The 14,481-nt window shown below is 43.1% G+C and carries 11 protein-coding genes; 7 read left to right on the top strand and 4 right to left on the bottom strand.

Features of this window, described 5'->3' with window-relative positions; all coding sequences use genetic code 11:
• Nucleotides 1–10: 10 nt before the first annotated feature.
• Nucleotides 11–577 carry an acetate uptake transporter gene (gene satP, locus GKR48_RS12685; protein ID WP_132496150.1) on the bottom strand — a complete coding sequence of 189 codons (567 nt, stop codon included), beginning with the start codon at nt 575–577 and terminating at the stop codon, nt 11–13.
• Nucleotides 578–928: 351 nt separating this feature from the next.
• On the opposite strand from satP, the gene dnaK reads away from it, so the two are divergent.
• Together dnaK and dnaJ are read left to right on the top strand one after the other, a co-directional pair.
• Entirely contained in the window at nt 929–2,842 is a 1,914-nt protein-coding gene (dnaK, locus tag GKR48_RS12680; RefSeq protein WP_036950286.1) for a molecular chaperone DnaK, read from the top strand.
• 110 nt (nt 2,843–2,952) lie between these two features.
• Nucleotides 2,953–4,101 (top strand): molecular chaperone DnaJ, encoded by a 1,149-nt coding sequence (gene dnaJ, locus GKR48_RS12675; protein WP_154628333.1) that lies wholly within the window; start codon nt 2,953–2,955, stop codon nt 4,099–4,101.
• 61 nt (nt 4,102–4,162) lie between these two features.
• Here dnaJ and GKR48_RS12670 read toward each other — a convergent pair whose 3' ends face one another.
• Both GKR48_RS12670 and GKR48_RS12665 read right to left on the bottom strand, forming a co-directional pair.
• Nucleotides 4,163–5,530, bottom strand: coding sequence for an amidohydrolase (locus GKR48_RS12670; RefSeq protein ID WP_442959380.1), 1,368 nt, complete (start codon nt 5,528–5,530; stop codon nt 4,163–4,165).
• Nucleotides 5,531–5,667: 137 nt separating this feature from the next.
• Nucleotides 5,668–6,516, bottom strand: coding sequence for an EamA family transporter (locus GKR48_RS12665; protein ID WP_154628331.1), 849 nt, complete (start codon nt 6,514–6,516; stop codon nt 5,668–5,670).
• 394 nt (nt 6,517–6,910) lie between these two features.
• Here GKR48_RS12665 and nhaA point away from each other — a divergent pair, with 394 nt between their 5' ends.
• Together nhaA and nhaR are read left to right on the top strand one after the other, a co-directional pair.
• Complete coding sequence (gene nhaA, locus GKR48_RS12660; RefSeq protein WP_154628330.1) at nt 6,911–8,098, top strand: Na+/H+ antiporter NhaA; 1,188 nt, start codon at nt 6,911–6,913, stop codon at nt 8,096–8,098.
• A 190-nt stretch (nt 8,099–8,288) separates the two neighbouring features.
• Nucleotides 8,289–9,212 (top strand): transcriptional activator NhaR, encoded by a 924-nt coding sequence (gene nhaR, locus GKR48_RS12655; protein ID WP_154628370.1) that lies wholly within the window; start codon nt 8,289–8,291, stop codon nt 9,210–9,212.
• A 77-nt stretch (nt 9,213–9,289) separates the two neighbouring features.
• Here the strand turns inward: nhaR and rpsT are convergent, their stop codons facing one another.
• Nucleotides 9,290–9,550: a 30S ribosomal protein S20 gene (rpsT, locus tag GKR48_RS12650; RefSeq protein ID WP_036950300.1), complete on the bottom strand. Its 261-nt coding sequence runs from the start codon at nt 9,548–9,550 to the stop codon at nt 9,290–9,292.
• A 599-nt stretch (nt 9,551–10,149) separates the two neighbouring features.
• Here rpsT and ribF point away from each other — a divergent pair.
• The 3 genes from ribF to lspA are packed head-to-tail and all read left to right on the top strand — an operon-like array spanning nt 10,150 to nt 14,430.
• Nucleotides 10,150–11,088, top strand: coding sequence for a bifunctional riboflavin kinase/FAD synthetase (ribF, locus tag GKR48_RS12645; RefSeq protein WP_154602769.1), 939 nt, complete (start codon nt 10,150–10,152; stop codon nt 11,086–11,088).
• Between the two features lie 28 nt (nt 11,089–11,116).
• Nucleotides 11,117–13,927: an isoleucine--tRNA ligase gene (ileS, locus tag GKR48_RS12640; RefSeq protein ID WP_154628329.1), complete on the top strand. Its 2,811-nt coding sequence runs from the start codon at nt 11,117–11,119 to the stop codon at nt 13,925–13,927.
• Nucleotides 13,927–14,430 (top strand): signal peptidase II, encoded by a 504-nt coding sequence (gene lspA, locus GKR48_RS12635; protein ID WP_036950306.1) that lies wholly within the window; start codon nt 13,927–13,929, stop codon nt 14,428–14,430. The genes ileS and lspA overlap by 1 nt, the downstream gene beginning before the upstream one ends.
• Nucleotides 14,431–14,481: the final 51 nt, after the last annotated feature.

Genomic DNA, 14,481 nt, shown 5'->3' with positions numbered 1-14,481 from the left:
GTATATAAACTTAGCTGCGCTGACCAATTGGCAGGATCGTTCTGCCATATTGCTCATTTAAGATCTCTGCGACAGCCAGATAGAACGCGCTCGCACCGCAGATAATTCCTTCATAGCCCGCATATTGAAGCAGCGTGGCATCGTTGGTTAAATTACCCACCGCTAACATTGCAAACAGTACGGTTAAGCTGCCGAAAATAAATTGCAGCACGAAATTTGCTTTGAAGGTGCCTAAGAACATAAAGAAAGTAAAGATCCCCCATAAAAGCAGGAACATTCCTAAAAACGCAGGGTCAGTTGCTTCGGCTAATCCCATGGTCGGTAAAAACAGCAGACCGACTAACGCAAGCCAAAAGAAGCCATAAGAGGTAAATGCAGTTGCGCCGAACGTATTGCCTTTTTTATATTCAATAAGCCCAGCAATCACTTGCGCGATACCACCATAGAAAATTCCCATACTTAAAATTACAGATGAGAGAGGGAAAAAGCCTGCATTGTGAATATTCAGCAGGATTGTTGTCATACCAAAGCCCAATAAACCGAGTGGGCCTGGATTGGCAAGCGAACTAGATTGCATATAACCTCTGGTAAAGTATTTAAAAATCAAATAGATATAATGAATATTTGTAGCCCCGTAGGACGGGGAGGCGCATAATACGCAGTTTTAATTGTCGAAACAATGATCAAGAGACGGGTTTTTTTGCATTAAATGTAAAACTTTTTTAGTTTTCCCCCTTGATGAATGAATTTGTGACCCCATCTTTAAGACATCAACAGTTATCAATCTAAATTATTGCGAATTGCAAAAGATGTAAGGTTGCAAAAAAAATCAAGGTTGAAGTAAAAACTCCCTTGAAAATGAAATATTGAGCCTTATATAGATTGATATCGAAATTAAATGAAAAGAATTCCTTTGGAGGCGTTTTAAATGGGTAAAATTATTGGTATCGATTTAGGTACAACTAACTCATGCGTTGCAATTATGGATGGCACTACTGCGCGTGTTCTTGAGAACAGCGAGGGTGATAGAACTACTCCTTCCATCATTGCATATACACAAGATGGTGAAATTTTAGTTGGTCAGCCAGCAAAACGTCAGGCTGTCACTAACCCAGAAAATACATTATTTGCGATCAAACGTTTGATCGGTCGTCGTTTCCAAGACGAAGAAGTTCAGCGCGACGTATCTATCATGCCATACAAAATTGTAGCGGCTGATAACGGTGATGCGTGGTTAGATGTGAAAGGCCAAAAAATGGCACCGCCACAAGTTTCTGCTGAAGTGCTGAAAAAAATGAAGAAAACAGCGGAAGACTATCTGGGTGAACCAGTAACTGAAGCGGTTATCACTGTTCCAGCTTATTTTAACGATGCTCAGCGTCAAGCAACCAAAGATGCGGGTCGTATCGCTGGTTTAGAAGTAAAACGTATCATCAACGAACCAACAGCAGCTGCACTGGCTTACGGTTTAGATAGAGAAGTTGGCAACCGTACTATCGCGGTTTACGACTTAGGTGGTGGTACATTCGACTTATCAATCATCGAAATCGATGAAGTTGATGGCGAAAAAACGTATGAAGTTCTGGCAACCAACGGTGACACTCACTTAGGTGGTGAAGACTTCGATACTCGTTTAATCAACTACTTAGTTGATGAGTTTAAGAAAGAACAAGGTGTTGATCTGCGTAACGATCCACTGGCAATGCAACGTCTGAAAGAGTCTGCTGAAAAAGCAAAAATTGAGCTGTCTTCTGCTCAACAAACTGACGTTAACCTGCCATACATCACTGCGGATGCGACAGGTCCAAAACACATGAACATCAAAGTGACTCGTGCAAAACTGGAGTCACTGGTAGAAGATTTAGTTAAACGTTCTATGGAGCCAGTTAAAGTTGCTTTGCAAGATGCTGGTTTAAGCGTAGGTGACATCAACGACGTTATCTTAGTTGGTGGTCAGACTCGTATGCCAATGGTTCAGAAAGTTGTTGCTGATTTCTTCGGTAAAGAGCCACGTAAAGACGTGAACCCAGACGAAGCCGTTGCAATGGGTGCTGCAGTGCAAGGTGGTGTGTTAGCCGGTGATGTTAAAGACGTTCTGTTACTTGACGTAACTCCACTGTCTTTAGGTATTGAAACCATGGGTGGCGTGATGACTTCGTTAATTTCGAAGAACACCACAATCCCAACTAAACACAGCCAAGTGTTCTCTACTGCGGAAGATAACCAAGCAGCCGTGACCATTCACGTACTGCAAGGTGAGCGTAAACGTGCGAGTGATAACAAATCACTGGGTCAGTTTAACTTAGATGGTATTCAAGCTGCGCCACGCGGTATGCCACAAATCGAAGTGACTTTTGACATCGATGCGGATGGTATCCTGCACGTTTCTGCTAAAGACAAAAACAGCGGCCGCGAGCAAAACATCACCATTAAGGCGTCTTCTGGTCTGAACGACGAAGAAATCGAAAAAATGGTACGTGATGCAGAAGCTAACGCTGAAGCAGACCGTAAATTTGAAGAGTTAGTTCAGGTTCGTAACCAAGCAGACCAACTGATTCACGGTACTCGTAAACAAATCGAAGAAGCGGGCGATAAATTACCAGCGGAAGATAAAGCGAATATCGAAAAAGCAACTTCAGAATTAGAAGTCGCTTCTAAAGGTGAAGATAAAGCTGAAATTGAAGCGAAAATCCAAGCGCTGGTAACGGCATCGGCGAAACTTCTGGAAATTGCACAGCAACAAGCTCAAGCGGGCGCTGCGGGTGCAGGTGCAGAAGCGAAGAAAGATGACGATGTAGTTGACGCTGAATTCGAAGAAGTTAACGACAAAGACAAAAAATAAGGCCCTTAGCGGGCGCAGTGACTATCGCAATAATGTTAAATAGTGACTGATACCGGACACGGGCGTTGAGGGAACTCTGCGCCCGTGTCTGCATGTTAAGGGAAAAATAAATGGCGAAAAGAGATTTTTATGAGGTTCTAGGCCTCGAAAAAAATGCTTCAGATAAAGACATCAAGCGAGCGTACAAGCGCTTAGCAATGAAATACCATCCTGACCGTAATCAGGAAAACAAAGATGAATCTGAAGAGAAATTTAAAGAGATAAAAGAAGCTTACGAAATCCTGTCCGATGAGCAAAAACGTGCCGCTTACGACCAATATGGTCATGCTGCGTTTGAGCAAGGCGGTATGGGCGGCGGCGGTGGATTCGGCGGCTTTGGTGGCGGCGATTTCAACAGTGATATTTTTGGTGACATCTTCGGTGACATCTTTGGTGGCGGTCGTCGTCAACAGCGCCCAAGCCGTGGTTCTGATCTGCAATACAACATGGAACTGACTCTTGAAGAAGCAGTCCGTGGAGTGACCAAAGAGATCCGTATTCCAACGCTTGAAAGCTGTGACGTGTGCCACGGTAGCGGTGCAAAACCGGGTACTAGCGCAGATACGTGCCAAACCTGTCACGGTATGGGCCAAGTACACATGCGTCAAGGTTTCTTCTCGGTACAACAACCTTGCCCAACCTGTCATGGTCGCGGGAAAGTCATCAAAGACCCATGCAACAAATGTCATGGCCAAGGTCGCGTTGAGAAATACAAAACCTTATCCGTTAAGATCCCAGCAGGGGTTGATACGGGGGATCGCGTTCGTTTATCCGGTGAAGGTGAAGCCGGCGCGAATGGTGCACCAGCAGGGGATTTATTCGTTCAAATGCATGTTTTACCTCACGATATTTTTGAGCGTGATGGTAATAACTTACATTGCGAAGTGCCAATCAACTTTGCGGCAGCAGCGCTGGGTGGCGAAATTGAAGTCCCAACCCTGGATGGTCGTGTTAAACTGAAAATTCCTGCGGAAACCCAAACAGGCAAAACGTTCCGTATGAAAGGTAAGGGCGTGAAGTCAGTACGTGGTGGTATGCAAGGTGACTTAATGTGTCACATTGTTGTTGAAACCCCAGTCAAATTGAATGAGAAACAAAAAGAGTTACTCAGAGAGTTTGGTGAGTCGTTAGGCGGTACGGGTGGCGAGAAAAATAGCCCACGTTCAAAACGCTTCTTAGATGGCGTGAAAAAATTCTTTGATGATTTAACCAATAAATAATGGTTGATCGCTAAGTTAAGAATCATGGCTGATCCAGTGAAATACTGAATCAGCCATTTTTTTATTTCACTGTTTCACCGCTAGCAACCACGGTTTTACGAACTTGATCAGCAAATTGTAGGGCTTCTTTCACAATCGCATTCTCATCAACGGTGAGCACTTTGCGGTCTTCCATTAATAGATTTCCATCCACAATGGTATGGCGCACATTGGAAGCATTCGCCCCATAAACCAGTGCGGCATAAGGGCTATACATCGGTACCATATTGGGTGATTTTGTATCGACAACGATGATATCCGCCAATTTCCCCGCTTCTAAAGAGCCTAACTTATCTTCCATGTGAATGGCTTTCGCGGAGCCTTTGGTCGCTAATTCAACCACGGTAATGGGCGGCATTGCAGCTCTATCTTTATTTTCGAGCTTATGAATTTTACCCACCAAATTTAGTTCGTTCATGGTCGTTAAGGTATTGCTGGACATCGGGCCATCGGTTCCTAAGCCTACACGAACTCCTTTTGCTAACATTGCAGTCACTGGAGCAACACCTTTAGCTGATTTGGTATTCGCACTGACATTATGAGCCACACCGACATCATACTGTTTGAGCAGGTCGATATCGGTTTCATCAACCATAATGGCATGAGCGGCAATCACTTTGTTATTCAGGGCGCCGATATCTGCCATATATTGAACCGGGCTTTTGCCGCCAGTACGTTTGGCAATTTCTTCCTGTTCTCGATCGGTTTCTGCTAAGTGGATCATCACTGGAACATTAAGTTCTTGAGAAAGCTTAGCGATTTTTTGTAGATGCTCAGTGGTGTTGGTATAAGGTGCGTGAGGAGCAAAAGCTGGCGTAATGCGAGGGTGGTCTTTGTATTGGTTGATAAAATTCACGGCATAAGCGATACCTTCATCTGCATTTTTAGCATCAGCAACAGGGAATTTGATCACAGATTCCCCAAGGATCGCACGCATACCAATTTTATCGACAGTTTTTGCAACCTCGTCTTCGAAATAGTACATATCCACGTAAGTCGTGACACCACCTTTGACCATCTCGACATTGGCTAAGTTAGCGCCTACTCGCACCATCTCACGAGAAACCATCTTGCTCTCTAATGGGAAGATATAGCGGTGCAAACGGTCGGGGACATCGTCAGCAAGGGAACGAAAAACGGTCATTGATGCGTGAGTATGGGTATTGATTAACCCAGGCATGACTATATCGCCATCAACATTTAGCTGTTTTTTTGCGGTATATTGCGTGGCAAGCTCAGGGCCACCGACTGCGATAATTTTATTTTTATCAATAACAACGGTTCCATTCTCAATAACTTGATTATTGGCATCCATCGTCAAAACGGTACCATCAACAATCATTAAATCCGCTGGAGTGGTGGCAAGTGCCGCGATAGGTGCTGCCATCATCGACATGGCAACGAGAGATCGGAGTAATGTCATTCTTACCTCATGACTCAATGAAAAATAGGGCTAAAAGTTATTGGTATCAAATATTATGGGTATCAAATATAAGATGTAAAACTCATATTCTAAGCACCACTATCTTAACTGGATAGTTTCGCCAGTAACACCCCAAGTAAGATGACAATACAGGCGAAGACTCGCATTCCATTAAATTTCTCTTTAAGAAATACAATGGAAAGAAACATAGCGAAAAGGACGCTAGTTTCGCGAATAGCAGCAACGAGTACGATAGGCGCTTGGCTCATTGCCCAGATTGCGATGCCGTAACTGATTAGCTGCATTAATCCACCAAGTAAACCTGAGCGCCAATATTGTCCAAATCCGTGCAGTAGCGAACGTTTGTATTTCATCACTCCGGGAATGGCGAGTACTGCGCCATTTAATAAAAACAGCCATAGGGTATAAACAACAGGATCTTGGCTGGCTCTCGCGCCATATCCATCCGAGAGGGTATAACAGGCGGTAAAGAAGGCGGTACACAGCGCAAAGATAAGGGCTTTACCTTTGATGTTCAAAGAGAATTTTCGACCTGCAAACGCGATGGCTACCACCCCTGAAATAATAAAAACAATCCCTACAAAACTCATAAATGGTAAGGATTCATTAAATAAAACAATACTTAATAACGCGGTGATTAACGGGGCTGAGCCGCGAGAAATAGGGTAAATCTGGCTGAGATCACCATGGTTGTACGCTTGGCTGAGAAAATAGATATAACCGATGTGAAATAGTACTGACAAAGCTAACCATGGGACGGCATCAGGAGACGGTAGCCCAAACCAAAAGAGGGCTGGAATAGTTAAAACCCCAGAAAAAACGGCAATCATCACCAAACCAAAGAAGCGGTCATTACCAAATTTCACCAGAGCATTCCAACTGGCATGGCAAAACGCGGCAAACAGCACAGAAAGCAGAACGTATAGGGACATAATATAGAGAGATAGTGATTGCCTAAGGGGGGTTCGAGTATCACATAAAGCGCCTTTTTTATGAAGAGGCACGCAAGGAAGAGAGGGCAGGTACTTTTATTTTTGCGAAGGGCTTCGAAAATAAAAAAATAAACGATTTTTTGGACTATCGATAATGGTCATTTTTCATTAGTCTCTAAAAAAGTTGAATATTTAAAGCGCTTTACTCAGTAAATTTATTGTTGGTTTTTAGAATAGTCACCTATAGTTAAATTAACGATTTATTATCATTCGTCGTGATCTCGATTGCTAACTACTCGGAAATTACGATCATTAATGGATAAATAAACGATTTTTTACGAATTAATGATTATCATAATATTAACATTCAAAAATATTTTTTGAGGTTATTCATATGACAGCAATTATTCGTAAATTTTTAAAGTTAGAAGCAGCAGGAGGGCTACTCCTAATTATTGCTGCCATTGTCGCTTTAATAATGGCTAATACGCCATTACAGGGAGCTTATCAGCAATTTTTAGATATTCCGGTAGCTATTAAAATCTCAACATTTGAATTAGATAAGCCTCTGATTCTATGGATTAATGATTTCTTAATGGCCGTGTTTTTCCTGGTTGTTGGTTTAGAGGTAAAGCGCGAGTTATTAGAAGGATCCCTGGCAGGACGTGATAAAGCGATATTTCCAGCAATTGCAGCTGTGGGGGGAATGATTGCACCGGCGTTAGTTTACTTAGCGTTTAATGGTGCTGATGATATTACTCGTCAAGGGTGGGCTATCCCTGCAGCAACAGATATTGCATTCGCGTTGGGTGTGATGGCGTTATTAGGTAAGCGTGTTCCTACGGAGCTCAAAGTGTTTTTATTGGCATTAGCTATCATTGATGATCTTGGTGTCATTGTGATAATTGCCTTTTTCTATACCAGCTCAGTTTCTGTCGTCGCATTGAGTTTAGCAGCACTGTGTGTGGCAATTCTCTGCCTAATGAACTGGCGACGAGTTGAAAACACCGCAGCTTACTTAGTGATTGGCTTAATCTTGTGGGTCTGTATTTTGAAATCAGGTGTTCATGCCACTCTAGCGGGAGTGATTGTTGGTTTCTTAATTCCATTAAGAGGGACTAATAATACAAAACCGTCGGAAGAGTTAGAGCATGTGCTGCACCCTTGGGTTGTTTATCTCATTTTGCCTATCTTTGCATTTGCAAATTCAGGCGTACAGCTCAATGGCGTCACTCTTGATGGCTTAATGAGCCCATTACCACTTGGCGTCGCAGCGGGTTTGATACTGGGCAAACCAGTCGGTATTTTCTTATTTAGTTGGATTTCGGTAAAAGTAGGGTTGGCTAAATTGCCAGCATCGATTAACTTGAAGCAAGTGTTTGCTGTTTCTGTGCTTTGTGGTATCGGTTTTACTATGTCTATTTTTATCACAGGCCTAGCGTTTGAAGGGCTTGATGAAGTGTATAGTACCTACTCGAGACTGGGTATTTTAATCGGTTCAACAACAGCAGCATTGTTAGGGTACTTTATGTTAAGGGTAGTGTTACCGAAACCAAAAGTTTCGCACAGCGATGCAAAATAAACATAATAGACGTAATTATTAGTAAGAATTTTCGAGTTAATCTTCTATGATATGCCCGCGGTATGAATTGCATACTGCGGGTATTTTAACTTATAACTCCCGATTACGGGGTACGGGTAAAGCGTATGGTCAGTATGTACTGTGGTCATTAAGTACTGCGGTCATTATTGGCGATACAAAAGGAATCGATATGCGGGTTTCACATCTTAATTTTAACCACCTTTACTATTTCTGGCATGTTTGCAAAGAAGGCTCTGTTGTCGGTGCTGCTGAGGCTCTTTACCTGACTCCACAGACAATTACTGGGCAAATTAAAGCACTCGAAGAACGGTTAGGTGGAAAATTATTTAAACGCCAAGGTCGAGGGCTAGTGCCTTCTGAGCTGGGACAACTGATTTTTCGTTATGCTGACAAAATGTTTATGCTCAGCCAAGAAATGTTGGATATCGTCAACTACAGCCGAGAATCTAACCTGCTGTTTGATGTGGGTGTGGCTGACGCATTATCGAAACGTTTAGTCAGTCGTGTACTAGAAACGGCAGTTGTCGAACATGAGCAAATTCATTTACGTTGCTTTGAATCGACTCATGAGCTGTTATTAGAGCAATTGAGCCAGCACAAGCTGGATATGATTTTGTCGGATTGCCCTGTGGACTCTTCACAGCAAGAGGGCTTGTTCTCCGTTAAATTAGGCGAATGCAGCGTCAGTTTTTTCTGCCGTCATCCAGTACCGAAGAAACCATTTCCTGAATGTCTAGAAGAGCGCAGGTTATTAATTCCAGGGCGTCGTTCGATGTTAGGCCGCCATTTATTAACATGGATCCGCAATAAAAACCTGCAAGTTGAAGTACTTGGTGAGTTTGATGATGCAGCATTAATGAAAGCATTTGGGATGTATCACAATGCAATTTTTGTGGCGCCATCTTTATATGCAAAAGACATTTTTGCTGATAATGAAGTGCAAGAAATTGGCCGCTTAGATAGCGTTAAAGAAGAGTATTACGTGATTTTTGCGGAAAGAATGATCCAGCACCCAGCAGTACAACGTGTCTGCAACAAAGATTTTTCTGAGTTATTTTCAGCGCCGTTCGATAATTTAGAACAGAAAGTTTAGAGCACGAAAGTGTAAGGCAAGAAATTAGCAGACAAAAAAACCGGCCTAAGCCGGTTTTTTATAATCAAGAAGCGAAATTACATTGCTTTGATTTGAGCAACTAAGTTAGCTTTATGACGTGCTGCTTTGTTTTTGTGGATCAGGCCTTTGCTAGCGTGGCGATCAACAAGAGGTTGCATGTCATTGAATGCTTTCTGAGCTGCTTCTTTATCGCCTGCAGCGATAGCAAGGTAAACTTTCTTAATAAAAGTACGTACCATAGAGCGACGGCTAGCGTTGTGCTGGCGACGTTTCTCTGATTGAACGGCACGTTTCTTAGCTGATTTGATATTAGCCAAGGTCCAACTCCCAAATGTATTCTATTGAGGACAATTTAAAGGTCAAGGAATATGCCCTTTCGCCCTTCATTTGTCAATGGATTTGTGCAAATAAACATCGTGTACTTCGATGTCAATGCGTTGTGAATGGTGCAAGATTCTATCAGCAAATATCAGAAGAATACAGATCTGCGCGTGAAAAAAAGCATAATTGATAGAAGATATTTTAAATCATTTTTCAGAAAAAATTTTTTTAGTGATATCAAACGTGCATCAAGATGAAATTGAATTATAAATAGAGTGTTTTTTATACACTTGGGTTTGTTATACAAAATGGATGATAAGAAAACTATAAAAATTAAATATTTTTAGAGATCTCCGCGCCAATTTGTTGTATTGATAATCTATTGGTTATCCAAACTTTTTTGATTTACCTATCGACAATGATCAGATTCAGCAGCGCAGTGTCGTGCAGAAAGATGCTTAGCAGTGTAAAATCATCTGATTAAATAGTGTAGTGATCAAAAAAATAGGGTTTAATGAAAGCTTTTACGAACTTAGGTTAACCTTATGCGTCGTACAAGGTATAATCCTGCAATTTCCTCGGTATTGAGCCAGTTATGGAGCTAATTCGCGGTATACAAAATATCCGGTCGTACCATCATGGTTGCGTACTGACTATTGGTAATTTTGATGGTGTTCATCGTGGGCACCAAGTATTACTTCAAAATTTGAAGCTCAAGGGTAAACAGTTAGGTTTACCAACTGTTGTGATGATCTTTGAACCACAACCCCTTGAATTTTTTACGGGTGATAAGGCTCCTGCGCGTTTGACACGCCTAAGAGATAAAGTGAAGTACCTTGCTGATAGCGGGGTCGATTATCTGTTATGTGTGGAATTTAACCAGCATTTTGCCTCATTAACACCCGATGCTTTTGTGTCTGACTTGTTAGTTGACAAACTCGGTGTGAAATATCTCGCCATCGGTGATGATTTCCGGTTCGGAAAAAATCGGATGGGTGATTTTTCTTTTTTACAGCAAGCCGGTCAAAAGTTTGGTTTTGAAGTCGCAGACACAGAAAGCTTTTGTGATTCTGGTGTGCGCGTCAGCAGCACTGCAATCCGTAAAGCGATACAAAACAATGATCTGACATTAGCTGAAAATTTATTAGGTCACACATACCGCATTAGTGGGCGTGTGGTTCACGGTAATCAGCTAGGTCGTACGATAGGTTTTCCGACAGCAAACCTACCGTTAAAACGTTTAGTCACACCCGTGACTGGCGTGTATGCTGTAGAAGTTCATGGTCTGGGCGATAAGCCTGTACCGGGCGTGGCAAACATTGGCACACGCCCAACGGTATCTGGAAAAGGTACCCAGTTAGAAGTCCATCTGATTGATGCACATATGGATTTATATGGGCGTCATATTGATGTTGTGTTACGTAAAAAATTACGTGACGAACAGCGGTTTGCTTCGTTGGACGCGCTGAAGGAGCAAATTGCTAATGATGTAGTTGCAGCCAGAGAGTATCTCGCAGCAATTGGAATCAGATAATTTAGCGGAAAATTGGAACTGAGAATCGATGAGTGACTATAAAAATACCCTGAATCTACCAGAAACAGGGTTCCCAATGCGTGGCGATCTCGCTAAACGCGAACCACAGATGTTAGAGCGCTGGTACAAAGAAGGTTTGTATCAGGCAATCCGTAAAGCAAAATCGGGCAAGAAAACCTTTATTCTGCACGATGGTCCTCCGTATGCTAACGGCAGTATTCATATTGGTCACTCAGTAAACAAAATTCTCAAAGATATTATTATTAAATCCAAAGGGCTGGCGGGCTTTGATTCCCCATACATCCCTGGTTGGGATTGCCATGGCTTACCTATTGAACACAAAGTTGAACAAATCGTAGGTAAACCAGGGGAAAAAGTTTCCGCCGCTGAATTTCGTGCAAAATGCCGTGAATATGCCAAAGAGCAAATTGAAGGGCAAAAAGCTGATTTTATCCGCTTAGGTGTGTTGGGGGAGTGGGACAAACCTTACCTGACCATGGATTTTAAAACCGAAGCGAACATCATCCGTGCGTTGGCGAAAACCGTTGCAAATGGCCATTTAGTGAAAGGGGCAAAACCCGTTCACTGGTGTACCGCATGCGGTTCTTCATTGGCTGAAGCGGAAGTCGAATATTATGACAAAACATCTCCATCTATCTACGTTCGCTTCCCTGCTGTAGATAGCAAAGCTGTTTGCGAAAAATTTGGTGTTTCTAGTGATAAAACGCCATCTTTAGTGATCTGGACAACAACGCCTTGGACGTTACCAGCTAACCGTGCAATCTCTCTGAACCCAGAGTTCAAATACTCTCTGGTGGATGCGAATGGCGATTTAGTCATTCTGGCAACTGACTTAGTTGAAGAAGTCATGAAGACTGTCGGTATTGAGTCATGGACAGTATTAGGCGAGTGTGAAGGTAGCGTATTAGAGTTACTGCGTTTCGCGCATCCATTTATGGGCTTTGATGTTCCTGCAATTTTAGGCGACCACGTCACGCTAGATGCGGGTACAGGTGCGGTACATACAGCGCCAGGCCATGGTCCTGAAGACTACGTTGTTGGACAAAAATATGGTTTAGAAACGGCGAACCCAGTAGGGCCAGATGGCTGCTTTTTACCAAATACCTACCCAACATTAGACGGTTTATTTATTTTCAAAGCTAACGATGTGGTGCTGGAAATCCTGAATGAGAAAGGCTTACTGATGTATAAAAAAGCGATTTCTCACAGCTACCCATGCTGCTGGCGCCATAAAACCCCAGTTATTTTCCGTGCGACACCACAATGGTTTATCGGCATGGATAAAAACGGCCTGCGTGAACAATCTCTGAAAGAGATCGACATTGTTCAGTGGATCCCAGGTTGGGGTCGTGCACGTATCGAGTCAATGGTTGAAAACCGTCCTGACTGGTGTATTTCACGTCAACGTACTTGGGGTACTCCAATGTCGTTATTCGTGCACAAAGAGACTGAAGAACTGCATCCGCGTACTTTAGAGCTGATGGAAGAAGTCGCTAAGCGCGTTGAAGTTGATGGTATCCAAGCATGGTGGGATTTAGATCCTGCTGAATTGCTGGGCGCTGATGCTGAAACTTATCGTAAAGTACCAGACACATTAGACGTTTGGTTCGATTCAGGATCGACCCACTTTGCTGTGGTTGATGCCCGTCCTGAATTCCATGGCAACTCTGCGGATATGTATTTGGAAGGTTCTGACCAACACCGTGGTTGGTTCATGTCTTCTCTGATGCTGTCTACTGCGATGAAAGGTAAAGCACCTTACCGCCAAGTTCTGACCCACGGTTTTACCGTTGATGGTCAAGGTCGTAAGATGTCTAAATCTTTAGGTAATACAGTTAGTCCGCAAGATGTGATGAACAAACTGGGCGCTGATATCCTGCGCTTGTGGGTGGCATCAACTGACTATACGGGCGAAATCGCGGTATCTGATGAAATTTTAAAACGTGCAGCGGACTCTTATCGCCGTATTCGTAATACCGCGCGTTTCTTACTGGCAAACTTAAATGGTTTCAACCCAGAAACCGATATGGTGAAACCAGAAGATATGGTGGTGTTAGATCGCTGGGCGGTTGGTCGTGCATTAGAAGCACAGAAAGAGATTACGAAAGCGTACGATGAGTATGATTTCTTAGGTGTTATCCAACGCTTAATGCATTTCTGCTCTATCGAGATGGGCTCGTTCTATCTGGATATTATCAAAGACCGCCAGTACACCGCGAAAAGTGATAGCGTTGCTCGCCGTAGCTGCCAAACTGCACTGTTCCATATCGTGGAAGCATTGGTTCGTTGGATTGCACCGGTTCTATCCTTCACGTCTGATGAAATTTGGAACGAATTACCTGGCAAACGCGCTCAGTTCGTTCTCACTGAAGAGTGGTATAACGGTTTGTTTGGTTTAGACGAATCAGAAGCGATGAATGATGGTTTCTGGTCTGAACTGTTAGCCGTACGTGGTGAAGTCAACAAAGTGCTGGAACAAGCGCGTACAGATAAGCACATTGGTGGTTCGTTAGAAGCCTCGGTAACGTTATATGCAGATAGCACATTAGCCGCTAAGTTAAATAGCTTAGGTGATGAACTGCGTTTTGCGCTGTTAACATCTCAAGCGAATGTGGCTGATATTGCAACGGCGCCTGCGGATGCACAAGACAGTGAACTGAAAGGCCTGAAAATTGCTTTCAGTAAAGCGGCTGGGGAAAAATGTCCTCGTTGCTGGCATTATGCAAGTGATATTGGTGCAGCGGCAGAACAACCTGAAATCTGTGGTCGCTGTGTGACTAACGTAGCCGGAAACGGTGAATTACGTAAGTTTGCTTAATGAAGACACCTATTTGTTCTACTGGTTTGCGTTGGCTGTGGCTGACGGTTGTGATTATCGTTGCAGATTTAGCAATTAAGCAATTGGTCTTAAAAGAGCTAACTCTGTACGACCCACACCCTTTAATTCCGTACTTTAACCTTATGTACGCTCAAAACTTTGGTGCGGCATTCAGTTTTCTGGCGGATAAAGGCGGCTGGCAGCGCTGGTTCTTTGCTGGAATAGCTATTGCCATCTCCATTACGTTAATGGTGATGATGTATCGTCAAAGTGTGAAAAAACGCCTGAGCAATATTGCTTATGCGTTAATTATTGGTGGTGCGATCGGTAATTTATTTGACCGTTTAGTGCATGGCTTTGTGGTTGACTACATTGATTTTTATGTTGGCAACTGGCACTGGCCGACCTTCAACTTGGCGGATATGGCCATTTGTATCGGTGCGGCGTTGGTGATTTTTGAAGGCTTTTTGCCGGATAAACCCAAACAGCAAGATGCTAAATAGAACAGATAGCGCGATAGGTTGATAAAACCCAATATTGCATATTAATCATCT

Origin of the sequence: Providencia sp. wls1943, assembly GCF_009706275.1 — a bacterium.
In the GTDB taxonomy this organism is placed as follows: Bacteria; Pseudomonadota; Gammaproteobacteria; order Enterobacterales; family Enterobacteriaceae; genus Providencia; species Providencia zhijiangensis.
The sequence above is the reverse complement of the archived record's forward strand: the minus strand, read 5'-3'. Positions and strand labels throughout refer to the sequence as shown.

Coding starts and splice junctions, on each gene's coding strand:
- nhaA (WP_154628330.1), top strand. CDS start 6,911: ATGACAGCAATTATTCGTAAATTTTTAAAGTTAGAAGCAGCAGGAGGG.
- nhaR (WP_154628370.1), top strand. CDS start 8,289: ATGCGGGTTTCACATCTTAATTTTAACCACCTTTACTATTTCTGGCAT.
- GKR48_RS12670 (WP_442959380.1), bottom strand. CDS start 5,530: ATGATGGCAGCACCTATCGCGGCACTTGCCACCACTCCAGCGGATTTA.
- dnaK (WP_036950286.1), top strand. CDS start 929: ATGGGTAAAATTATTGGTATCGATTTAGGTACAACTAACTCATGCGTT.
- satP (WP_132496150.1), bottom strand. CDS start 577: ATGCAATCTAGTTCGCTTGCCAATCCAGGCCCACTCGGTTTATTGGGC.
- ribF (WP_154602769.1), top strand. CDS start 10,150: ATGGAGCTAATTCGCGGTATACAAAATATCCGGTCGTACCATCATGGT.
- GKR48_RS12665 (WP_154628331.1), bottom strand. CDS start 6,516: ATGTCCCTATACGTTCTGCTTTCTGTGCTGTTTGCCGCGTTTTGCCAT.
- dnaJ (WP_154628333.1), top strand. CDS start 2,953: ATGGCGAAAAGAGATTTTTATGAGGTTCTAGGCCTCGAAAAAAATGCT.
- ileS (WP_154628329.1), top strand. CDS start 11,117: ATGAGTGACTATAAAAATACCCTGAATCTACCAGAAACAGGGTTCCCA.
- lspA (WP_036950306.1), top strand. CDS start 13,927: ATGAAGACACCTATTTGTTCTACTGGTTTGCGTTGGCTGTGGCTGACG.